22 protein-coding genes and 1 riboswitch are annotated in these 21,260 nt (G+C 56.7%); of the genes, 18 read left to right on the forward strand and 4 right to left on the reverse strand.

Annotation, left to right across the window (positions count from 1 at the left end; genetic code table 11):
• Positions 1-223 precede the first annotated feature (223 nt).
• Positions 224-2,083 (reverse strand): putative bifunctional diguanylate cyclase/phosphodiesterase, encoded by a 1,860-nt coding sequence (locus PKO02S_RS21140; protein WP_246067161.1) that lies wholly within the window; start codon positions 2,081-2,083, stop codon positions 224-226.
• A gap of 191 nt (positions 2,084-2,274) precedes the next feature.
• On the opposite strand from PKO02S_RS21140, the gene PKO02S_RS21145 reads away from it, so the two are divergent.
• The 7 genes from PKO02S_RS21145 to PKO02S_RS21175 all read left to right on the forward strand — a co-directional run bounded on the left by PKO02S_RS21145 (position 2,275) and on the right by PKO02S_RS21175 (position 7,449).
• Positions 2,275-2,703, forward strand: coding sequence for a disulfide oxidoreductase (locus tag PKO02S_RS21145; RefSeq protein ID WP_127585864.1), 429 nt, complete (start codon positions 2,275-2,277; stop codon positions 2,701-2,703).
• Positions 2,700-3,635 carry a carbohydrate kinase family protein gene (locus PKO02S_RS21150; protein WP_127585866.1) on the forward strand — a complete coding sequence of 312 codons (936 nt, stop codon included), beginning with the start codon at positions 2,700-2,702 and terminating at the stop codon, positions 3,633-3,635. Before PKO02S_RS21145 ends, PKO02S_RS21150 begins: the two co-directional genes overlap by 4 nt.
• Positions 3,636-3,727: 92 nt before the next feature.
• Positions 3,728-4,696 (forward strand): polysaccharide deacetylase family protein, encoded by a 969-nt coding sequence (locus tag PKO02S_RS21155; RefSeq protein ID WP_373865227.1) that lies wholly within the window; start codon positions 3,728-3,730, stop codon positions 4,694-4,696.
• A gap of 156 nt (positions 4,697-4,852) precedes the next feature.
• Positions 4,853-5,659 carry a glutamate racemase gene (gene racE, locus PKO02S_RS21160; protein ID WP_127585868.1) on the forward strand — a complete coding sequence of 269 codons (807 nt, stop codon included), beginning with the start codon at positions 4,853-4,855 and terminating at the stop codon, positions 5,657-5,659.
• 118 nt (positions 5,660-5,777) lie between these two features.
• On the forward strand, positions 5,778-6,944 hold the full coding sequence (locus PKO02S_RS21165; protein ID WP_246067162.1) for a M14 family metallopeptidase: 1,167 nt from the start codon (positions 5,778-5,780) through the stop codon (positions 6,942-6,944).
• A gap of 8 nt (positions 6,945-6,952) precedes the next feature.
• Positions 6,953-7,189, forward strand: a complete 237-nt coding sequence (locus PKO02S_RS21170; RefSeq protein WP_127585870.1) for a hypothetical protein — start codon at positions 6,953-6,955, stop codon at positions 7,187-7,189.
• Positions 7,190-7,215: 26 nt separating this feature from the next.
• A complete protein-coding gene (locus tag PKO02S_RS21175) occupies positions 7,216-7,449 on the forward strand; it encodes a hypothetical protein (RefSeq protein WP_127585872.1) in 234 nt (77 codons plus the stop codon).
• Between the two features lie 25 nt (positions 7,450-7,474).
• Here PKO02S_RS21175 and ytvI read toward each other — a convergent pair whose 3' ends face one another.
• Positions 7,475-8,557, reverse strand: coding sequence for a sporulation integral membrane protein YtvI (gene ytvI / locus PKO02S_RS21180; protein ID WP_127585874.1), 1,083 nt, complete (start codon positions 8,555-8,557; stop codon positions 7,475-7,477).
• A 147-nt stretch (positions 8,558-8,704) separates the two neighbouring features.
• On the opposite strand from ytvI, the gene PKO02S_RS21185 reads away from it, so the two are divergent.
• Both PKO02S_RS21185 and PKO02S_RS21190 read left to right on the forward strand, forming a co-directional pair.
• Positions 8,705-9,004 (forward strand): HesB/IscA family protein, encoded by a 300-nt coding sequence (locus PKO02S_RS21185; RefSeq protein WP_127585876.1) that lies wholly within the window; start codon positions 8,705-8,707, stop codon positions 9,002-9,004.
• A 36-nt stretch (positions 9,005-9,040) separates the two neighbouring features.
• Positions 9,041-9,265, forward strand: coding sequence for a YuzB family protein (locus PKO02S_RS21190; RefSeq protein WP_127585878.1), 225 nt, complete (start codon positions 9,041-9,043; stop codon positions 9,263-9,265).
• Positions 9,266-9,355: 90 nt separating this feature from the next.
• On the opposite strand, the gene PKO02S_RS21195 is transcribed toward PKO02S_RS21190, so the two are convergent.
• A complete protein-coding gene (locus PKO02S_RS21195) occupies positions 9,356-9,646 on the reverse strand; it encodes a hypothetical protein (protein WP_127585880.1) in 291 nt (96 codons plus the stop codon).
• A gap of 132 nt (positions 9,647-9,778) precedes the next feature.
• Between PKO02S_RS21195 and PKO02S_RS21200 the strand changes: the two genes are divergently transcribed.
• The 4 genes from PKO02S_RS21200 to PKO02S_RS21215 all read left to right on the forward strand — a co-directional run bounded on the left by PKO02S_RS21200 (position 9,779) and on the right by PKO02S_RS21215 (position 14,101).
• On the forward strand, positions 9,779-10,876 hold the full coding sequence (locus tag PKO02S_RS21200) for a glycine-rich domain-containing protein (RefSeq protein ID WP_127585882.1): 1,098 nt from the start codon (positions 9,779-9,781) through the stop codon (positions 10,874-10,876).
• A 422-nt stretch (positions 10,877-11,298) separates the two neighbouring features.
• Positions 11,299-11,386, forward strand: a riboswitch (cyclic di-GMP riboswitch).
• An 80-nt stretch (positions 11,387-11,466) separates the two neighbouring features.
• Positions 11,467-11,757 (forward strand): hypothetical protein, encoded by a 291-nt coding sequence (locus tag PKO02S_RS21205; RefSeq protein ID WP_246067164.1) that lies wholly within the window; start codon positions 11,467-11,469, stop codon positions 11,755-11,757.
• Between the two features lie 195 nt (positions 11,758-11,952).
• Positions 11,953-13,221, forward strand: coding sequence for a molybdopterin-dependent oxidoreductase (locus tag PKO02S_RS21210; RefSeq protein WP_127585886.1), 1,269 nt, complete (start codon positions 11,953-11,955; stop codon positions 13,219-13,221).
• Between the two features lie 25 nt (positions 13,222-13,246).
• Positions 13,247-14,101 carry a lipoate--protein ligase family protein gene (locus tag PKO02S_RS21215; RefSeq protein WP_127585888.1) on the forward strand — a complete coding sequence of 285 codons (855 nt, stop codon included), beginning with the start codon at positions 13,247-13,249 and terminating at the stop codon, positions 14,099-14,101.
• A 104-nt stretch (positions 14,102-14,205) separates the two neighbouring features.
• Here PKO02S_RS21215 and PKO02S_RS21220 read toward each other — a convergent pair whose 3' ends face one another.
• Positions 14,206-14,937: an alpha/beta hydrolase gene (locus PKO02S_RS21220; protein ID WP_127585890.1), complete on the reverse strand. Its 732-nt coding sequence runs from the start codon at positions 14,935-14,937 to the stop codon at positions 14,206-14,208.
• A gap of 264 nt (positions 14,938-15,201) precedes the next feature.
• On the opposite strand from PKO02S_RS21220, the gene pdhA reads away from it, so the two are divergent.
• The 5 genes from pdhA to PKO02S_RS21245 all read left to right on the forward strand — a co-directional run bounded on the left by pdhA (position 15,202) and on the right by PKO02S_RS21245 (position 21,156).
• Positions 15,202-16,290: a pyruvate dehydrogenase (acetyl-transferring) E1 component subunit alpha gene (pdhA, locus tag PKO02S_RS21225; RefSeq protein ID WP_127585892.1), complete on the forward strand. Its 1,089-nt coding sequence runs from the start codon at positions 15,202-15,204 to the stop codon at positions 16,288-16,290.
• Positions 16,291-16,293: 3 nt separating this feature from the next.
• Positions 16,294-17,277 carry an alpha-ketoacid dehydrogenase subunit beta gene (locus PKO02S_RS21230; RefSeq protein ID WP_127585894.1) on the forward strand — a complete coding sequence of 328 codons (984 nt, stop codon included), beginning with the start codon at positions 16,294-16,296 and terminating at the stop codon, positions 17,275-17,277.
• Between the two features lie 25 nt (positions 17,278-17,302).
• Positions 17,303-18,661: a dihydrolipoamide acetyltransferase family protein gene (locus PKO02S_RS21235; protein ID WP_127585896.1), complete on the forward strand. Its 1,359-nt coding sequence runs from the start codon at positions 17,303-17,305 to the stop codon at positions 18,659-18,661.
• Positions 18,662-18,664: 3 nt separating this feature from the next.
• Positions 18,665-20,077, forward strand: coding sequence for a dihydrolipoyl dehydrogenase (gene lpdA, locus PKO02S_RS21240; protein ID WP_127585898.1), 1,413 nt, complete (start codon positions 18,665-18,667; stop codon positions 20,075-20,077).
• Positions 20,078-20,247: 170 nt separating this feature from the next.
• Positions 20,248-21,156 carry a DHH family phosphoesterase gene (locus PKO02S_RS21245; RefSeq protein WP_127585900.1) on the forward strand — a complete coding sequence of 303 codons (909 nt, stop codon included), beginning with the start codon at positions 20,248-20,250 and terminating at the stop codon, positions 21,154-21,156.
• Positions 21,157-21,260: the final 104 nt, after the last annotated feature.

Here is a 21,260-nt window from a genome sequence, read left to right on the forward strand (position 1 = left end):
GATCAGGCGAAGCCAGAGGCGCCTCCGTTTCGGCTTCGGATTCGGTGTCGAAGGGCGGACGCCGCTGCGACTAGAGCCGGTATCGCCGAGTGGTTGTGTTTTCGTTTCCATGCGTTCCCCTTTCCCAGTAAAACACTTATGCCCATCACACGAACGGGAATAATGGCAAGTTTGGTAAGAAAGCTTCCTACATATAGACGGACAGTTACCGGAAAAGTTTCAATCAATCCTTGCCTGACGAGGGGAATGCTCCCAAAAAGTCGCAGCCTTTGCACAGCAGCACTTCGAATTCAGGCGCGGGCAGCGGTTTGCTGAACCAAAAGCCCTGAATTTCGTTGCAGCCGTGCTCGATCAGAAACTCTACCTGCTCCCGCGTCTCGACGCCCTCGGCTAGCGAGCGGATATTCAGCCGCTTGGACATGGCGATCAGCGCGGTGACGATCGCGGCGCTTTCCTCGTCGGTCGTCACTTCCTGAATGAAGGAGCGGTCGATCTTCAGCGTGTGGACGCGGAATCGCTTGAGATAGCTGAGCGACGAGTAGCCGGTGCCGAAATCGTCGATCGAGAGGGCGACTCCGAGCTCGCGCAGCTCGTTGATCGTGCGGATGACGGTCTGCACGTTGGTCATGGCGATGTTCTCGGTTATCTCGAGACAGAGCATCTCGGCCGGCAAGCCCGATCGGTCCAGCGCCTCACGAACGCTATCGACGAAGTCGGGCTGCTGGAACTGGATGACTGAGATGTTGACCGACACTCGAACCTGCGGCATCCCGATCAGCTGCCATTCGCGGGTTTGGCGGCATGCCTCCTCGAGCACCCAGCGACCGATCGGCACGATCATCCCGGTCTCTTCGGCGAGCGGAATGAACTGCCCCGGCGGGACGAGCCCCCGCTGCGGGTGTTTCCAGCGGATGAGCGATTCCATGCCGACCATCCGTCCGGTGCCGAGATCGACGATCGGCTGATAATGAAGCAGCAGCTCGCGACGGTCGACCGATTTGCGCAGGTCGATCTCCAGACTGAGCCGATCGAGCGAGCGCTCGTTTTTGTCCGAGCTATAGAATTCGAAGGCATTGCCGCCCTTGCCCTTGGCCTTGTACATGGCGGAATCGGCGAATTTCAGCAACGTCTCGGGATCGTCCCCGTCCGTAGGGTACATGGCGATGCCGATGCTGGCCGTGCTGAACAGGTCGTGATGGCCGTACACGAACGGCGTCTCGAACAGCTTCAGCAAACCTGCGGCGATCTTGGCGACGAAGTCCGTGCTCTTCGCATCCGGCAGCAGGATGATGAATTCGTCGCCGCTGAAGCGGGCTGTTATCCCGTGAGGCGCCGTGAAGGCGGACATGCAAGTCGCCCAATGAATGAGCACTTGATCGCCGGCATGATGGCCGAGCGTATCGTTAATCACCTTGATCCGATCCAAGTCGATGAACATTACGGCGGAAAGCAGCTGCGACGTCTTCGCCTGCTCGAACGCTTCCTTCATCCGTTCCTGCAGCAGGAGGCGATTCGGCAAGCCGGTCAGCGCATCGTGGAACGCCATCCGCCAAATGCGCGACTCGGTGCGCTGGCGCTCGGCTACGCTGAGCAGCGTATGGTACGACCGCTGGAACTTGCGCTCCTCCGAATTGAGCTCGGTCACCGCTTGTCCCGCTTCCGGAACCGCATCCATCACTTCGCGGATCGCCTCCTCCGGCGGAAGCTGGCGGAGGCGGAGCAGCGTCTCCAGATGTTTGTACTGGGACCGGGCGACGCTGGCCGAGAGGGTGTCGGACTGCGCGGGATCGCCGAAATACACCTTGCCCTTCAGCAGATCGTGGTCGGCTATATGATGGATGTTCACGAGATTGTTGCGGTCGATGAGCCGAAATCCTTCTTCGTAGAGCCATTCCTCCAGCGTCTCCAGCGACATGTCGAGAATATGCTGCTCATCCCGGGTGTGCACGCGATATTCATGATGTCGGAGCCGCTCAATCTTGATAATGTCGCTCGACCGGATAATCTGGAGTTCGGTGCCTTCTCTGCCTTGTCTTAGAATCGGAATATTCTGCACGGCGCTCAGCTCCACTTTCCATTTCACTTGCTTCTATTTTACGGCATTTCGACCGATCAGTCATCGCATAATCTAGCAAGTGGCAGATGATCCTCCCGAACGCCGCTCAGGACCCGAGCTTATTTCGCTTGAACTCCTTCTTATGATAGGATAGAAAAGGACGCTTTCATACTAGCTTAACGATTTCGGAATAACAAGGTTCTTAGGGGGTATATGGGATGAAGTGGAGAAAGTTTATTCTGGAAAACGGGCTGTACTTCTCATGGATCATCGCCGTAGTCGCCATGCTCGGCAGCCTGTACTTCTCCGAGGTCAAAGGGTACTTGCCGTGCAAGCTGTGCTGGTATCAGCGCATCCTGATGTACCCCCAAGTGCTGCTGCTCGGCATTGCCGCCGTCCGCAAGCATACTTGGATGTACGCCTACGTGCTGCCGATGACCGTGCTCGGCTTCTGCATCTCGCTGTATCACTACATGATGGAGAAAACCGACTGGTTCCCGTCGAACTCGTTTTCTTGCGGAATGGTGCCTTGCGACGCGGAATATATCAACTGGTTCGGGTTCGTGACGATTCCGTTCCTCGCGCTGACGGGTTTTACGCTGATCTCGATATTGCAAATAATGCTGTGGAGGTATTCGAAGCGATGAGCGCGGTTCCAAAAGTGCTTGTACTGGGTGAACTCAATGTAGATATTATTTTGACCGGCGAGGACATTTTGCCCGAATGGAACAAGGAGAAGCTGGCGGACACGTTCCAGGTCGTACCGGGCTCTTCTTCGGCTATCACGGCTTGCGGATTGGCGGGGCTGGGTCTCGCCGTCAAGTTCGTCGGGGTGGTCGGCGACGATGAGTATGGCCGCCTGATGAAGCGCACGCTGGACAAGTTCGCGATTGAGACGGACGCGCTTGTGGTGGAGCCGACCATCCAGACCGGGTTGACGATCTCGCTCTCCTCCAGCCGGGACCGCGCTTTGGTCACATATATGGGTTCGATTCCGCTCCTGAAGCCGGCCGATCTGCCCGAAGACTTGCTCGACGGAGTCGATCATGTGCATTTCGGCTCTTATTTCCTGCTGGATGGCATGCGCGAGCACTGGCTCCGGCTGTTCTCGGAGGCGCAGCGGCGCGGAGCCAGCACCTCGTTCGACACCGGCTGGGATCCGCGCGGCCATTGGCAGGCGGAGTCGATCGGGCGGCTGCTCGAAGTCACCGATCTGTTCATCCCGAGCGAGGAGGAGCTTCTGCATATTTTCCCCGGGAGCTCGGTTTCCGACAGCGCCGCCAAACTGCCGTCTCACCGGTATGTAGGCGTCAAATGCGGAGCGAAAGGCGGCGTTCTGTTCGATGCGCATGGAGTGGCCACACCCGGCGCTCCGTTCCCGGTTCAACCTATAGATACAACCGGAGCCGGCGATTCGTTCAATGCGGGACTCATCTATGCTTATTTGCATGGCATGGAGCCGACGGAAATGATCCGCTTCGCGAACGCCTGCGGCGCGCTGGCCACACAGCGGGTCGGAGGGATCGGCTCGATGCCGGGATTGGATGAAATTCGCGCTTTATTAGGCTCCATAGCCTGACTTCAACCCGCTTCGAAGATCTTGTAGAGATCGGCTCGAATGACGGAGGAATTGCTCTTTTTTTGTCGAATAGCTCTCATGAGGTGATAGTCTTGAAATCGACCAAGCGGCTCTTAATCGCCGCCCTTCTATGTGCGGCCTGCATTCCCGCCTGCGCTGCTCCGGACGACCCTAATAAGGGGGGCACAACTGCGCCGTCTCCCAGTCCGTCCGCTACTGTAAAGCCTGCTACTGCTACACCGACAGCCAGTCCAACGCCAACCGCCACACCGACACCGACACCAACGCCAACACCGACGCCGGAGCCTCCCAAACCAACGCCTACGCCTATCGTGTCGCCTTCCAATGCCTTGTCGAACCCGACTGCGGCGGACTTGAAGCCGATCAACTGGTACTACATGAAGAAGAAAAAAGGCGAGGTGCCTGGGTTCCCAGGTGAAGTGAAAGGGCTGCTGCCGGATCAGAAAGCCGTGTGGGTCGGCGAAGGCAAAAAAATATATTTGACGATCGATGTGGGCGGAGAATTGCTCGATTATAACAAGCTGCTCAAAGCGCTGCGAGACAATGAAGTCAAGGCGACGTTCTTCATCACCGGCTACAACTTGAAGAACAACCCCGACTATGTGAAGCTGCTGCTGCAAGAAGGCCATATGATCGGGAACCATTCCATCACGCACAAAGATTACACGACACTTAGCGACGAGGCGGTCAAGAAGGAAATCCAGGATTTCGAGAGCATGTACAAGTCGATCACCGGGCAAGATGTGCCGAAGCTGTTCCGCTTCCCGTACGGGACGTTCAGCAAACATCTGCTTAGTCTGATGACGAATCTGGGGTATACGTCGTATTTCTGGTCGACGGCGATGAAGGATTGGGAGCCTCGGGCGAACGGTGCGGAGGATCCTTACAACGACATCATCGGCAACCTGCATGACGGCAACATAATTCTCATGCATCACGCCTCGAAGGAAAACATCGACGCTATGGATCGCATCCTGAAGCAGATCAAGAAGGAAGGGTACGAATTCGCCCAAATTGCGGAGCTGCATCCCAAACCTTAAGTGAATGCCCTGCCGGAGCTTTAGTTTCGCTCTCCGGCAGGGCATTCTTCGTTGCAGCGGGGCGGGGTGTACAGGCTGTCGCCAAGAACGTTTCGCCTCGTGAAGTCATATTGTAAACGTAGACCCTACATTATGACAGAAGGAAGCGAAAACTTCGTGCAGCAGGCTATAGCAATACTGGACTCCGGAGTGGGCGGGTTGACCGTAGTCCGAGAAGTGATGCGTCAGCTTCCTCAGGAGAAAATCATTTATTTCGGCGACACGGCTCGTGCTCCATACGGTCCCCGCCGGGAAGAAGAGGTCGTTCGCTTCACCCGGCAAATCGTACAATATTTGATCCAGTATCAACCGAAATTAATAGTTATCGCTTGCAATACCGCTACCGCGTTAGCTTTGCAGGATATCCGGGAGCAGGTCCAGATCCCGGTGCTGGGCGTTATTCAGCCGGGCGCCCGCGCCGCGCTCAGTTGTACGCGCAGCGGGATCATCGGCGTGATTGGAACCGAGAACACGATCAAGAGCGGCGCTTACCGGGAAGCGCTTCAGACGATTTCCCCGACGACGCATGTGATTAGCAAGGCTTGTCCGGAGCTCGTTCCGATCGTCGAGAAGGGCTTGTTCGACAGCAGAGAATCGAGAGCGGTCGTTCGAGACTCGTTAGCTTCACTCGTGCGATATCCGATCGATTGCCTGATTCTCGGTTGCACGCACTATCCGTTCCTGTCGGATGCAATCTCTGAAGTAATGGGGCCGGACGTGACGCTGATCAACTCGGCGGAAGAAACGGCCCGGGAGACGAGCGCTGTGTTGTACCATCGCGGGCAGTTGGCTGAATCCGGCACGATTCCGGTGCACCAGCTCTTCTGCAGCGGAAATGCCGATATGTTCAAGAGAATTGCCAGACAGTGGTTGTCCGATTATATCAGCGTCACTTCGGTCGTCTGGCAAGTGACGAAGCTATAACCGCTTGTGTGTGATGCGGTACCGGTACTGACCTCCGAAAGCCCGAATGCGACTTCGCATTCGGGCTTTCGGGCGTTCGTTGCGGGTTGCGCATGTTGCCGGCGGCGGGGGCATAAGGATGGATAACGAACTGTTGCGCGAGGAGGCGTTTGTGATGTCGATCCCTTATGTGGTACAGTCCGGCGATACTTGGTTCCGGTTGGCGGAACGGACCGGGCTGCCGATCGAGGAGCTCGCGGAGCAGAACCGATGGATGCATCCCGGACCGAAGCATTATCTTGTCCCCGGTCAAGTGCTCTTCATCCCCTCGGCCCGGTTGACGCTGACCTCCGTTGAAGATCGAGAGCGCTTCCTTGCGGCAGGGACAGCCCCGTATGGGTATGCAGAATTGATGCGACATATCCAGCTGTTGCTTGTTCGTTATCCGTTTCTCCAGGCGGAATGGATCGGACGGTCGGTGCTGGGCCGTTCGATTCCGGTGCTGCGGCTGGGCATCGGTCCCTGCGAGGTGCACTTCAACGGCTCGTTTCACGCCAATGAGTGGATCACGACGCCGCTGCTGATGCGGTTCACCGAACGGCTGGCGGCGGCCGTTTCCGGGGTTAGCGAAGGCATCGGCTTCTGGAACGAACGCGACGCCAGGCAAATGTACGAACGCCTCTCGCTCTGGCTGGTGCCGATGGTCAATCCGGACGGCGTGGAGCTCGTCCACGGCGGGATCTGGCCCGAGCATCCTTATGCCTCGAGCTTGCTGAAGGCGAATCGGGGCAGCCTCGACTTCTCCGGCTGGAAAGCGAATATTCACGGCGTGGACCTGAACGATCAGTTCCCGGCCGGCTGGGAGGAAGAGCGCGCCCGCCGCCGTCTGGTCGCGCCTTGCCCGGGGCCGCGCGACTATACCGGCATCGCGCCTCTCACGGAGCCGGAGGCGCTCGCGATGGCGCATTTTACGAAGTGCCGGAATTTTCAAATGGCGCTTGCTTTTCACACCCAGGGCGAAGAGATATACTGGAATTATCGAGGAATGGAACCGGGCGTTTCCCGGTCGATCGGAGAGCGGCTTGCACTAGCCAGCGGCTACAAGCTGGTGAAGCTGGCGGGCAGCGATGCCGGGTACAAGGACTGGTTCATTCAACAGTTCCGCCGGCCGGGGTATACGATCGAGGCGGGATTCGGTTCGAATCCTCTGCCCGTCGCCCAATTCGGTTCCATGTACGAGCGCGTCGAGCCGCTGATGCTGGAAGCATGCGCGGCGGCCGCGAATCAACTGGGGACACCGATCTAGGAGGAAATATGTTTCGATCCATGCTACGCAGAACAAGCACGGCGGCGGCCGTGCTTGCAATGATTGTCGTATTGGCATTAAGCTTGCCGACCATGTCCATGGCTTGCGCCTGCGAAGGCGGGGACGGGCTGAGTCCGTTCTTCGTCATGATGTTCGTCGCCATCGGCGGACTGGTCATCATGTTGCTGTTCATCGGCATCGTGCTGTGGACGGCACGCAAGCATCGCAAGCGCACCGATGTCTGACAGCGACCCATAGGGGGTGAACCGCAATGAGAAAGCTGCTATCGCTCCGTCATTGGGGCCATGTGTTTCGAAAAGTATACCTGCTTCTAATTGCCCGTGAGGTGCCGGTAAAGGACAAGCTCTTGTTCCTCATTCCGGCGCTGCTCTACTGGGTATTGCCCGACGTGCTGCCGTTCATGCCGATCGATGACATCGCCGTTACAATGCTGCTCATGAACTGGTTCGCCGAGCGGATGGAGCGAAAGCACTTCTTGAAATAAAGCCAGCGAGCAGACCTCGCGGAGCTTAGTATTCTTCCGCCGGCAGCCGGATCCATCGCTGCAGGTAGCCTTGCTCCATCAACGCCTTGATCAAGATGATCAGGATCGGCGAGAGAATCAGGCCGGCCACGCCGAACAGCGACAGCGAAACGATCATGAAGGCGAGCATCGTGAAGGCGGAGACGCCGAGCGAATCGCCGGTAATTTTGGGCTCGAGAATTTGACGGACGAGTATGACGATGCCTAGCAGCACGGTGAGCCAGATCGCCAGTGTGGTCTGACCTACAATGAACAAGTAGATGATCCACGGGATGAACACGGTTGACACGCCCAGAAGCGGCAGTACGTCGAAGAAGGCGGCCAATAGCGAAATCGAGAACACATTTTTGACGCCTAGAACGAGCAGCCCGATGAAGATCAGGACGAATGTCAGCGAAATGAGCTTCGCTTGGGCTTTCAGATAAGTGACGATGCCTTTCAGCACATTTTCCTTCAGGAAGAAGAAAGCGTTCTTGAACGTTCGCGGCGTCTTCGAAGAGGCGACCCGCTTCCAAGTGTCGATCTCGATGCTGAGAAAATAAGCGAGAATAATCCCGATCGTGAAGTTAACGATAAAGGTAGAGAACGAGGTCAGCATCCGGAACATCCATGCGAGGAATGCGGCCGCCAGGGCAGCGCCTTTGCCGGTGATCGTCTCCGCATACTGCTTGGTCTTGTCCACGACATCCGGCGGCAACGTGTCGAGCTTCGACTGCCAGTACAGCGTGTTGTTGACGATTTGATCCTGCAGCACCTTGGCATAGTCGGGAATTTTGAGCGAGAGGGCGTAGATTTGTGCCGTGAAGATCGCCCCTAAACCAACGAATACGGCCACGATGACCAGGATGAAGAGCATGGTGGAGATGGCGGTTGCGATCGATTTTTTGATTCCCCGCCGATTCAGAAATTTGGCGAACGGCTCGATGATGGCGAAGATCAGGAAAGCCAGGAAGATCGGCGTGGCGATTTTGTACAAGTAGCTGAACGCCAGCATGAACAAATACACGGTCAGCACCATCAGGCCGATATCGAATACGGTCTTGTAGTATTTCTTATAGAACGACAGCATGGCATCACCTCGTCTGGATTGGGTGCGGGTCACCCTCCCACTATTTTACATGGTACAACCCTCGAGGGCAACGACAGCCAAATTAGACGATGCGGCCAAAACATGATATGATTTAGGATGACCGACTGGGACAAGGAGTGAAAGGAAATGAACTGCAAGATTACGCGTAGCGCCGCGAAAGTGCTGGAGAAGGAACTGGCGCTCGAGGAAAACCAAGGCTTGAAAGTCCGCGTGAAGGTGGAATTTACGCATGCCGGTCTTGTCCAATACGCGCTGGGACTTGACGATCCGAGTGAAGACGACGTTATCGTCGCTACCGATAAAGGCATTGAAGTGCTGATGGAACGCGCCGAGCCGCTGCTCGACGGCGTCAAGATCGACTACTTGTACGTACCGAACGAAGGGTTCTTCATTACAAACCCGAGCAAAGGCACGACCGGCGATTAATTCGCTCCAGGTCACTCGGGAAAGGATTTACAGGCGATGGCCAACGATATTCGAATTTGCGACAAATGCAAGCATACGAAAGTCAAGACGATACTCGCCAAGCTGAACAAGGTCGCGCCGGACACCGAGGTGAAGGTCGGCTGCAAGTCTTATTGCGGCCCCTGCTCGCGGGCGGCGTTCATCTTCGTGAATGGACGCTACATCACGGCGCCTACGGAAGACGAAGCGATTCAGAAGGCTTCGAAGTACATCAAGAAGTGAAGCGGTCGACGCGAGCCGACAGCGAAGAGCATCCTTCCCGCTAAGGGAGGGATGCTCTTTTTCTCGGAACGTTAGTTTGGACGGCTTGCATCATCGTTTGCTTTTGCCCTTCCCGCCGCCGCCGGAAGCTCGCTGACGGGAGGCAGCCGCGACCGCCGCGCGTTCCGCACGGCGGCCGGCCGCCGTGCGGGATTGCCTGATTTTGCGCAGCAAATAAATCCCGTTCACGAGCCCGGCGATGCCGATGAAGGAGAGCAGCAGCTGCAGCTGAAGCGAATCCGGCTTCGCGATCAGGAAGTAGCCGCAGATGGAGGCGAACGTCACGGCCAGCACCAATTCGGCGACCGCGAGCAGCAGGATGAAATTGCGATTCGGAGTCATAGGCACCTCATGCGAAAACGATCGAATTTTGTAATTTTATTTGTTTCCCATCATAGCATATTTTCTGACAACCGGCACCGGTTCTGGTATACTGGAAAGAAAAGGGTTGCGCCCCGGGTATAGGTGAATCTATTGACCTACTTCATTCCGATTCTGATTGTTGCCATTATTCTCGTCTTCTTGATTAGCAGCGGGAGCTTGTCGAGACAGCCGAACAGAAGGAGGAAAAAGAACAGCGGCACGGCAACGACATCAGCCAAGTTCGTCTATGAGGGCTCCCCTCCGTCCGGAGTGGGGCTGCTGGTCCATGCTCCGCTATGGGAGCTGGCTTCGCAGTTGGAGAGAGCCTTCGCGGAGGGCGAATTTGCCGAACGGCTCAAGTATCGCGTGCTGCAACGTCATTCGAATATGACGACGGCCGAGTACGAGTGGGTGTTTGTGGAGCTGAAGCGGTACTTTCTCATGACCGCGGTGCTGCAGCAGGTGCCGATGTTCAGCCGCCGCGTGGACGACATTTGGCATGAGATGCTGCTGTACACCCGGGAATATCAGCAATTTTGCGAGCAGTTTATCGGGTACCCGATCCATCACACCCCGCACAATGAACCGGCGGCTATGCTGGAGGAGCGCGCTTGGTTCGACTGGGTTTATGCTCAGTTGTTCGAGCCGTGGCCGTATAGCTCCCGTATCTGGAACGGTTTTTTTCGCGGGCCGATGGGCAAGGAAAAGCTTGGCGATCTGGAGCTGTTAAGCTCGGAAGCGCTGCAGGCACGGCTGTTCAACAGCAAGGCGGCCGAGCTGCATCAAGACGTGCGGACCACGATCCAGATGCTGATTATGAATGCGAAGAAGCAGATCGAGCAAGCTTATCGGAACAAGCAGAAGCTGGAGGGGCATTCGAACGCGAGCCTGCAGGCGAAGGCCGACGGTTTTTTGGGGCAGGGATTCAGCTCTTGGGCAGGCGCGATGCTGCTGTTCTCCGTCATGGATTCGGTGGATTATCACGGTCAGATGAGTTCGTACTTGGAATTGGAGCGACAGCAGAACGCGAATGGAGAAGGCGGAAGTATACCTTCCTGGATGGATACGACAACCGGAGGCTCAGCGGATTATCCCGATTCGAACAGAGATTATTACGATAGCAACGGCAATTCCGGTTTAAATGACAGCGGCAGCGGCCATTCCGGGGGTTCTTCGGATTCCGGAAGCGGCGGTGGCGGCGGGGATTAGACGGTTCAGAGGACAGATGGGGCACGGATCAGGAATAAACTTTTTGAGTAACGGGCGAATGTCCAATCCAGCACTTCCTCCGGCTCATACTGTAATTGTGTGGTGCAGCCACAGCGATTGCAAGTACGAGAGGAGGACTGAACATGGGATTCGTAGGCGGTGTAGGTGGTTGTGGAGTAGGTGGATTTAGTTCCATCGGGGTCGTGTTGGTTCTTTTCATCTTGTTGGTGATAATTCTTCGTCCAATCTGGTAATCATCCTCCATTGAAGAATCCTCCCACCAGAAAGCCGGGGCCATGCCCGGCTTTCTTTTTTTTGGTGCGTCGATTGTCATGGAAATAGGTACAAAGTTAGATGCGCCCGCAAGCCTGATCTTGTATGCTAATGAAACAACCATAAGATTTACGACAAACTTCGAACATTCTCGATAACGGCAAACCTGGCGAAAGCCAGCGGCGCAAAGCTACAGGGGCTTCAGCCTGAGAAGAGGCATGCCAGCCAGCTACCGAAAGAGGGTTGAAGTTTTTTCTATTTAACCCTGCGCGGATCGGATCGGAAAACCATTTGAATACAGAAAGGGGCGTTCCATTGTGATCGAGAAAACGGGCGGCGCGGACCAAGGATTTTATTTTAAGGTGGGCAGCGACTTTTTCGGGATGTACCACTCGTCGGAGGGGCCGAAGCTGTTCTTCAATCGCGACAAATACAACCTGAGCGACAATTGCTGGGACGTGGAGCTGGTAATCGGGCCGGAAAACACGCTGTTCACGTTTTACTGGCAAGGAGAAGTGAAAATTTCGTTCCGCTGCGCGAAGCAGCACGAGTCGATTCTGGCGCTGTTCCAGCTGCTGCAGGAGAAACCGCATCGTCAATTGGTTTAACAGTTTCCAGTAATCACCAAGAAAGTGACGCTTTCGCCGTTCAGGCGGGGGCGTTTTTTCATGTGCGCATATTGTGATTGAGTCCGCTTTCATGCCGGCCCGATTTGCTATACAATAGTAAGTAAATGAGACTTCGGCGGCAGGCGGAGGCGAGTCAGCGGCCGGGGCGGATGCGAAGGCGAAGGGGCGGGTACGATGAAGCTGTGGAGCACATGGAAGAAGAAGCCGTTCGGCAAAAGGCTGGCGGCGCTGCACGCTTGGAACGCTTGGCTGGTGTTGGTGCTTGCGGTGAGCGGCATGCTGCTGTTTTTTCAGCCGTTCCGCGAGCTGGGGCGTATCAGAGTGTTGACGAAGGAAGCCCATATTTGGCTTGGGCTGTTGTCGGTGGTTGTGTTGCTGCTGTATTTGCCCTCCCTGATACGCCATATCCGACAGCTGAAAGGGAAGCCCGAGCAACAATGGAATTTGGGCGTCGTACTCGTCTTGCTCGTCGGCTGGATCGTCTCCGGCATCGTGCTCTGGCAGTTCCGCCGGCTGCCGCCGGTGTGGAGCAACGGGGCGCTGCTCGTGCATGATTTGTTCACGTGGGTCGGCGTGCCGTATGCGATCTACCACTCGGTCAGCCGCAGCCGCTGGCTGAAGGTGAAGCAGCGCAAGACGGCGAGTGCGGACGGAGAACCGATGCCGGCAGCGCCATCGCTCGCAGGTTCGGTCCGGCATGTGCTGTATACGCGCCGGTCGTTCATTCGTTGGAGTGTCGCCGGGGTGCTCGTGCTGCTCGTCGGGCCCAAGTTCGCCCGTTGGCTGTTCGGCGGAGGGGGGGCTGGCGTCGATCTTGCGGATTACATCCCGGGTTCGGACGGCAATCACATGGTTCCTGAGCCCGTGCCGCATCCGGATTCGGTCGTGCCGATCGGCGGGGGAAGCAAAGGGGAGTTCCGCATTTACAGCGTAACCCCGATCCCTGCTTTTTCGTCGGACAATTGGGCGTTTACGATCGGCGGACTCGTCAATCATCCGCAGAAGTGGAACTGGAAGCAGTTCACGGACATCGAGCGCAAGGTGCAGGTTAGCGATTTTCATTGCGTAACGGGCTGGTCGGTCTATCATAATACGTGGGAAGGCATCCCGCTGTCGAAGCTGCTCGAGATGGCCGGCATTCAGCCGAAAGCGAGGTTCGTGAAGTTCTACTCCGGCGATGGCGTCTACACGGATACGCTGACGCTTGCTCAGGCGGCTGTGGCCGACGTAATGGTCGCCGTTATGCTGGACGGCAAGCCGATCCCGCAAGATTTGGGAGGGCCGGTACGGCTGATCGTGCCCAAGATGTACGCCTACAAATCCGTGAAATGGCTGCAAGGGATCGAGCTGATCGCCGACGAGCATATCGGATATTGGGAAGTGCGCGGCTACGATATCGACGCTTGGGTGCTAGGGCTGAAGCCGAAGCAGGCGAATTTATAAAGTTGAAGGAGAATACTTGGACATCATGGTTAGCGGACTGGAACATACGTTCTATATTCAAGATACAAGCGCGCGGACGCTCGTCGGAGACATCTTGATCCCGTTCGCGTTCGACGAAACGATGTGCCGCAAGGTTGGCGAGGGAGCTGCCCCCATCGTTCATTTATGGCGGCATGAGAAAGCGCTGGTGCTCGGTCTAAGGGACCGCCGCTTGCAGCAGGCGGAGCTCGGGATGCGCTGGCTCAGCTCGCAAGGCTATCAGGTTGGGGTGCGCAACTCCGGAGGCGCGGCGGTACCGCTCGATCCGGGCGTGCTGAACATCTCGTTGATCGTGCCGAATTCCGAAGGCAAGCCGAATTTCAACGTCGGCTTCGAGCGGATGCGACAGCTGATTACCGAGTCGCTCGCACGGTTCGGAACGGGGTTGGCGCAAGGGGAGGTTGTTGGCTCCTACTGCCCGGGCGAATACGATTTGTCGATAGACGGGAAAAAGTTTTGCGGCATTTCGCAGCGGAGGCAGCACAAAGCTTATGTGGTGCAAGCGTTCATCGTCGTGGAGGGGCATGCCGAGCGCCGGGCCCAGATGGTGCGAATGTTCTACGAGATGGCGTCGGGGGAGCAGCTGGAGGAGTATGCCGACGGCTTCTTGGTGAAGGGAGTGCCGAGTCCGAGCTTGGACTACCCGCATATTCGGCAAGGGATGATGGGCAGTCTCGTGTCGCTCGCGCCGGGGCGTGGGATTACGGTGCGGACGTTTGCGATGGCGGTGCAGCAAACGCTGCTGGCTTGGGGCGGCTTGGCGGAGCGCCATCCGCAGCTCTCGTCCATGGCGGAGCTGCAGCAGAAGGCGGCCGAGCTGCGGACGAGGTACGATAATTGAAGAACAACAGCGAAGAAGCCGATCACGTCGAAAGGGGACATGGTCGGCTTTACTTTTGGAGAGCGTCAACAAGCAGCAAGAAGGTTACAAACCAGTAGGGATCGTCAGCCTAAAACATGATGAAGCGCATACGGCAGCTCCGTTTGCCAAAATCCCCATAGATGTTTGCCGGGTTTCTCTACATATGTCACCTTGGCGTTCCTCGTATGGAGCAGCTTCAGTGTATCCCGGTTCGCCTGCAAAAAATCGAACACGCCTCGAGTCGTCTCCACCTGCTCCTCATCCAGTCCGATCAGCATGTACAAGTCGAGCCAAGCCAAATCCCGCTCCTCCCGCTGCAGACGCTCTTGCGTGCTGGTCAGCAAGGCGCCGGACAAGCTGATCACCCGGGTAGACAGCTGCGGATAGTCAAGCGCGAGATGCAGCGACACCGTTCCGCCAAGCGAATCGCCAGCTAGAATCCGAGCATCGGGCTGAGGCCTTGCGGGGTAGCGTGATTCGATATGTGGAATGAGCTCCTCCGCGAAGAAACGGCAGTAGGCTTCGAACCGACTACCCTCCGGGGCGTATTCGTCCGTGCGTACCTTCTTGTCGACATCGACCGCTACCAGAATGGCCGGCTCCAGACCTTCGTCGAGCACGAGACGGGTCAACTGCGTCGCGATGCGCCCGAAGTTGATGAAGTCCTCGCCGTCCTGGCAATAGATGACCGGATAGCTTAGCAGCTCATTGTACCCGGGAGGCAGCACTATCCGCAAGCTTCGCGGCTCGGGCAAATAGGCGGAAGACAGCTGCTCTTTGATCATCGTGCGTTTGTAGTAGATGGATTCGTCCATTGCCAAGTCCCCTCGCCGATTGGATAGAAATTGCTTCGTTTGGCGTAAACTACGCGTTGTATGATTGGAGCGAATTAAATTGGAAAGTGTCTAGCTTTTTCTGAAACTGTACTATATAATGAGGATGCCCTGTTATACTTGATGTTCTTAGGAAAAGCGCTTTTAATAAGTACAGTATCACACAGTTTCTCAGAACAGTCTCTGTAATATACTATAACAGTTTTGCTTCCAGGCAGCAAACAAATCCAGTTTGAGGTGATCTCCATGAGCAAATTCTTATCCGAGGTCCGGATAGAAGACATTCAACCGTTCCAACTTCTAAATGCCGATGGGACCGTTATCGATCCAGATTCGATGCCCCTGCTGAGCGACGAGCAACTGCGCGAATTGATGCGCCGCATGGTGTTTACCCGCGTATGGGATCAGCGCGCCGTCAGCTTGAACCGCCAGGGACGTCTCGGCTTCTATGCGCCGGTATCCGGTCAGGAAGCAACGATGATCGGCAGCGAATTCGCATTGACGAAGGAAGACTGGGTATGCCCGGGTTACCGCGACATGCCGCAGATCGTATGGCACGGCTTGCCGATGTACCAGGCGTTCCTGTATTCGCGCGGTCATCAGCATGGCGGACAAGTGCCGGATGACGTGAATGTGCTCTTGCCTCAGATCATCATCGGCGCGCAGATCGTGCAAGCGTCCGGCGTAGCGATGGGCCTGAAGAAACGCGGCAAGAAAAATGTAGTCATCACGTACACCGGAGACGGCGGATCGTCCCAGGGAGACTTTTACGAAGGCATGAACTTTGCAGGCGCCTTCAACCTCCCGGTTATTTTTGTCGTACAGAACAACGGTTATGCCATCTCCACCCCGCGCGAGAAGCAAACAGCAGCCAAGACGATCGCCCAGAAGGGTGTAGCGGCAGGTATCCGCAGCGTGCAAGTGGACGGAATGGACGTACTCGCGATATATAAAGCGGTCAGCGACGCAGCGGAACGCGGGCGCAACGGGGAAGGCGCTACATTGATCGAAGCGATCATGTATCGGTTTGCTCCGCACTCGATGTCCGGCGACGACCCGACCAAGTACCGCACGAAGGAAGAGGAGTCCGAATGGGGTCAGAAGGACCCGCTCGTTCGATTCCGCAAATACCTCGAAGCCAAAGGGCTGTGGACCGAGGAAGATGAGAACAAGACGGCAGAAGAGGCGAAGGAAACGGTTGCCGAGCAAATCAAGAAAGCCGAGTCCACGCCTAAGATGACGGTCGAAGGGTTGATCGACAGCATGTTCGAGACGCCTACGAACCAATTGCAAGATCAGAAGGCAGCTTTCAGCGCGGCGAAAGGGGAGCATTGATCCATGGCACAAATGACGATGATTCAAGCGATCACCGACGCAATGCGCGTCGAGCTGGAGCGCGATCCGAACGTATTGATTTTCGGGGAAGACGTAGGGAACGTCGGCGGGGTGTTCCGGGCGACGGAAGGGCTGCAGAAGCAATTCGGCGAGGAGCGCGTATTCGATACGCCGCTGGCGGAATCGGGCATCGGCGGTCTGGCGATCGGGCTTGGCGTAACCGGGTTCCGTCCCGTGGCGGAGGTTCAATTCATCGGCTTTATTTTTGAAGTTATGGACTCTATCGTTGCCCAGGCAGCCCGTATGCGGTATCGCTCCGGCGGCAAGTACAATAGCCCGATTACGTTCCGGACTCCGTTCGGCGGCGGGGTGAAAGCTCCTGAGCTGCACTGCGACAGCCTGGAAGGTTTGATGATTCAGACGCCGGGGATCAAGGTGGTCTGTCCTTCGAATCCGTACGACGCGAAAGGCCTGCTCATCTCTGCGATTCGCGACAACGATCCGGTGTTCTTCATGGAGCATCTGAAGCTGTACCGCGCCTTCCGCGACGAAGTGCCCGAGGGCGAGTACACCGTTCCGATCGGCAAAGCGAACGTCGTGCGTGAAGGTACGGACGCTACGATCATCACTTACGGCGCTATGGTGCACACCTCGCTGAAGGCTGCTGAGGAAATTGAGAAAACTCGCGGCGCGAAGGTAGAAGTAATCGACCTGCGTACGCTTAGCCCTTTGGATATCGACACGATCGTCGCTTCGGTCAAGAAGACGAACCGCGCGATCGTCGTGCAAGAAGCGCAGAAGTCGGCCGGCGTAGCCGCCGAAGTGATCGCGCAAATCAACGAGAAGGCGATTCTTCACCTGGAAGCTCCGGTGCTCCGTGTAACCTCTCCGGATACAGTGATGGGCTTCCCGCAAATCGAAGAAGAGTGGCTGCCCAATCCGGCTCGCATCATCGCCGGTTTGAATCAAGTGTTGGATTTCAACTAATCGCTTCTTAGAGGAGGGCAAGCGCGTGGCCATTTATAATTTCAGGCTCCCGGAGCTTGGCGAGGGGCTGCATGAAGGCGAAATCGTCAAGTGGCACATCAAGCCGGGCGATACGATAAAAGAAGATCAAACGATTATGGACGTTCAGAACGATAAAGCGACCGTCGAAGTGCCTTCGCCGGTTACGGGCAAAATCGTCGAGCTTCGCGTTAGCGAAGGCACGGTTTCCGTCGTCGGCGATATCCTGGCGACGATCGATGTGGAAGGCGAGCTGCCTCCGGACGCGCTCGCCGGCCATGGCAGCGACGCGGGCCATGCGGCGGCGCCGTCGGCACCGGCTGCAGCGCCTGCCCCGCAGGCGCCGACAGGTACCGCTGGCGAGGCGAATGCCGCCGCCGGCGCGAAGATTGAGGCGCCGGCAGCAACGGCACCGGCGCCGACCGGCGAAGTGCTGGCTACGCCGAGCGTGCGCAAGTTCGCCCGCGAGCAAGGCGTCGCCATCGCGCAGGTGAGCGGCACCGGTCGCAACGGCCAAGTGACGCGCGACGACGTCAAGTCGTTCGCGGCAGGCGGCGGCGCAGCGGCAGCAGCTCCTGCGGCAGCCGAAGACGCGGCAGCACCTGCAGCGGTCGGCAGCAGCGCAGCGCCAAGCGCACCGTCGGCAGCACCGGCTCCAGGCGAGCGCGTCGAAGAGCGCGTGCCGCTGAAGGGCATCCGCAAGGCGATCGCGAACGCGATGGTCAAGTCGGTGTACACGGCTCCGCATGTGACGATCATGGACGAAGTTGACGTCACCGCGCTCGTGGAGCTCCGCGAGAAGGCGAAGCCGCTCGCCGAGAAGAAGGGCGTCAAGCTCACTTACTTGCCGTTCATCGTCAAAGCCTTGGTCGCTGCGGTTCGCCAGTTCCCGGCGCTGAACGCTTCGATCGACGACGAGAAGAACGAGATCGTCTACAAGAAGTACTACAATATCGGAATCGCTACCGATACGGATAATGGTTTGATCGTCCCTGTAGTGGCCGACGCCGACCGCAAGAACGTCTGGTCGATCGCAAACGAGATCAAGGATCTCTCCACGCGCGGCCGCGACGGCAAGCTGGCCCTGCACGAGATGAAAGGCGGCACGATCTCGATTACGAACATCGGCTCCGCCGGCGGCATGTTCTTCACTCCGGTTATTAACCACCCGGAAGTGGCGATACTAGGTACCGGCCGTATCTCCGAGAAACCGGTCGTGAAGAACGGGCAGATCGTCATCGGCAAGGTGATGGCGTTGTCCCTCAGCTTCGACCATAGATTGATCGACGGTGCTACGGCACAGAACGCGATGAATTACATCAAGTCGCTGTTGGAAGATCCGCAGCTGCTTGTCATGGAGGTGTAACCCATGGTAGTTGGAACATTTACTACGGATGTGGACGTGCTCGTGATCGGTTCCGGTCCTGGAGGATATGTGGCGGCCATTCGTGCCGCCCAGCTCGGCAAATCGGTCGTAGTTGTAGACCGCGCGGAAGTCGGCGGCGTTTGTTTGAATCGCGGCTGTATCCCGTCCAAAGCCTTGATCAATGCGGCCCATCAATACGAAGTGATGACACATGCTTCCGACATCGGGATTACCGCCGATAACATCAAGATCGATTTCGGCAAAGTACAGGAATGGAAGAACAGCGTCGTCAGCAAGCTGACCGGCGGTGTCGCGTCGCTACTCAAAGGCAATAAAATCAAGTATGTCTCCGGCGATGCGTTCTTCGTGAACGAGAACGTGGTTAGCGTCGCGACGGAGAACGAAGCTTCCCAATACAAGTTCAACCATTGCATTATCGCAACGGGCTCCACGCCGATCGAGCTGAAAACATTCAAATTCGGCAAACGGATCCTGTCCTCGACCGAAGCGCTGAACCTGCAAGAAATTCCGAAGAGCATGGTCGTCATCGGAGGCGGCTACATCGGTATCGAGCTGGGGCAAACATTCGCCAAGTTCGGAACGCAGGTGACTGTGCTGGAGGGTTCCGATTCGATCCTGCCGGGCTTCGAGAAAGAGTTGTCCCGTTTCGTCGGCCGTAACCTGAAGAAGCTCCATGTGGAAGTCGTAACCGAAGCATTGGCTAAGGAATCGAAAGTGACCGACACCGATGTGACCGTCACATACACCGCCAAGGGCGAAGAGAAGCAAGTTACGGCCGAGTACGTGCTCGTCACCGTTGGCCGCCGGCCGAACACCTCCGACATGGGGCTGGAAGGCATCGGCTTGAAAATGACCGAGCGAGGCTTCATCGAAATTGACGCTCAATGCAAGACTAGCGTGCCGAACATCTACGCGATCGGCGACATCGTCGCAGGTCTTGCGCTCGCGCACAAGGCTTCCTATGAAGGCAAAGTCGCTGCGGAAGCGTTGGCTGGCCAGCCTAGCGTCATCGACTACAAGGCTATCCCGGCTGTCGTGTTCTCCGATCCGGAGATCGCCAGCGTCGGCTTGAGCGAGACGGAAGCGAAAGCGCAAGGCAAAACCCTTATGATCGGCAAGTTCAACTATGCGGTCAACGGCCGTGCGCTCACGATGAATGCCGGCGACGGTTTCGTGAAGCTGGTAGGCGACAAGGAGACCGGGCTGCTGCTCGGCGCTCAGATCGTCGGGCCGGAAGCGTCCAATCTGATCGCGGAAATGGCCCTCGGCCTCGAGATGGGGGCTACGATCGAAGACATCGCGCTTACGATCCATGCTCACCCGACGCTTGGGGAGATCGCGATGGAGGCGGCGGAAGTCGCATTGGGTCATCCGATCCATTCCATTTTGAAATAGTCATTTGGGCTTGATGCACCTGTTATGCCCGGAAAACGGTGAGATTCGCGTAAAATACGCGGATTTCGCCGTTTTTTTATACCGAATTGAGATGGCCAAGGAAGGAATTATCGGGAGCGATCGAGAATATATAGTACTTTAGAACCAAAGATGAAGAAGGGGTTGGAGACATGAGACTCATCACGCGATCGGACTTCGACGGACTCGTGTGTGCGATGCTGTTCCGGAAGCTCGGCATGATTGAAGAAATGAAATTCGTCCATCCGAAGGATGTACAGGACGGGCTGGTTGAAGTGACGGCTAACGATATATTGGCCAATTTGCCTTACGCGCCGGGCTGCGGCCTTTGGTTCGACCATCATTCGAGCGAGCTGCAGCGTATGGGCGAGAAAGTGGAGTTCGAGGGGGAGACCCGGGTTGCTCCGAGCGCCGCGCGGGTGGTGTACGATTATTACGGCGGGCGAGAGAAATTCGGCGACATCGATGAGATTATGGCCGGAGTGGACAAGGCTGATTCCGCGCAATTCAGCGCCGAAGACATTTTGAATCCGCAAGGCTGGGATCTGCTCTCTTTTCTGATGGACTCGCGTACGGGCTTGGGCCGGTTTCACGACTATCGGATCAGCAACTACCAACTGATGGAGCAGCTGGTCAGTCATATCGGCGACAAAAACGCGGAGGAGATTCTGAGCCTGCCGGACGTGCAGGAGCGGGTCAAGCGGTATCACGAGCTGAACGAGCCCTATGTAGCGATGCTAAAGCAATATACGCGCGTCGAAGGCAATGTCATCTTGACGGACTTGCGCGGCGTCGAGACGATTTACCCGGGCAACCGGTTTATGATCTACGCTTTGTATCCGGAGCAGAACATCTCCATCTGGCTCGTAGAAGGCAAAGGCAAAGCAAACTGCGTCTTCGCTTGCGGGCACAGCATCATCAATCGGACCTCCGGTGTCGATGTCGGAGCCTTGATGCTGCAATACGGCGGTGGCGGACACAAGCCGGCGGGGACCTGCCAAGTGCCGTACGCGGATGCGGAACGGGTGTTGGGCGAGTTGGTTGAAGCCATGAATCAATAGGGGCAATATTTTCTGTGAAAGGGGCGGGCAAATGCCGAGCTATTACTTTCAGGAAATCTGGACACCTTTGAAGCTTGTGGGCATCAAATTTTTTCGTGATGATG

Source organism: Paenibacillus koleovorans NBRC 103111 (assembly GCF_004000845.1).
GTDB classification, from domain to species: Bacteria; Bacillota; Bacilli; order Paenibacillales; family NBRC-103111; genus Paenibacillus_AA; species Paenibacillus_AA koleovorans.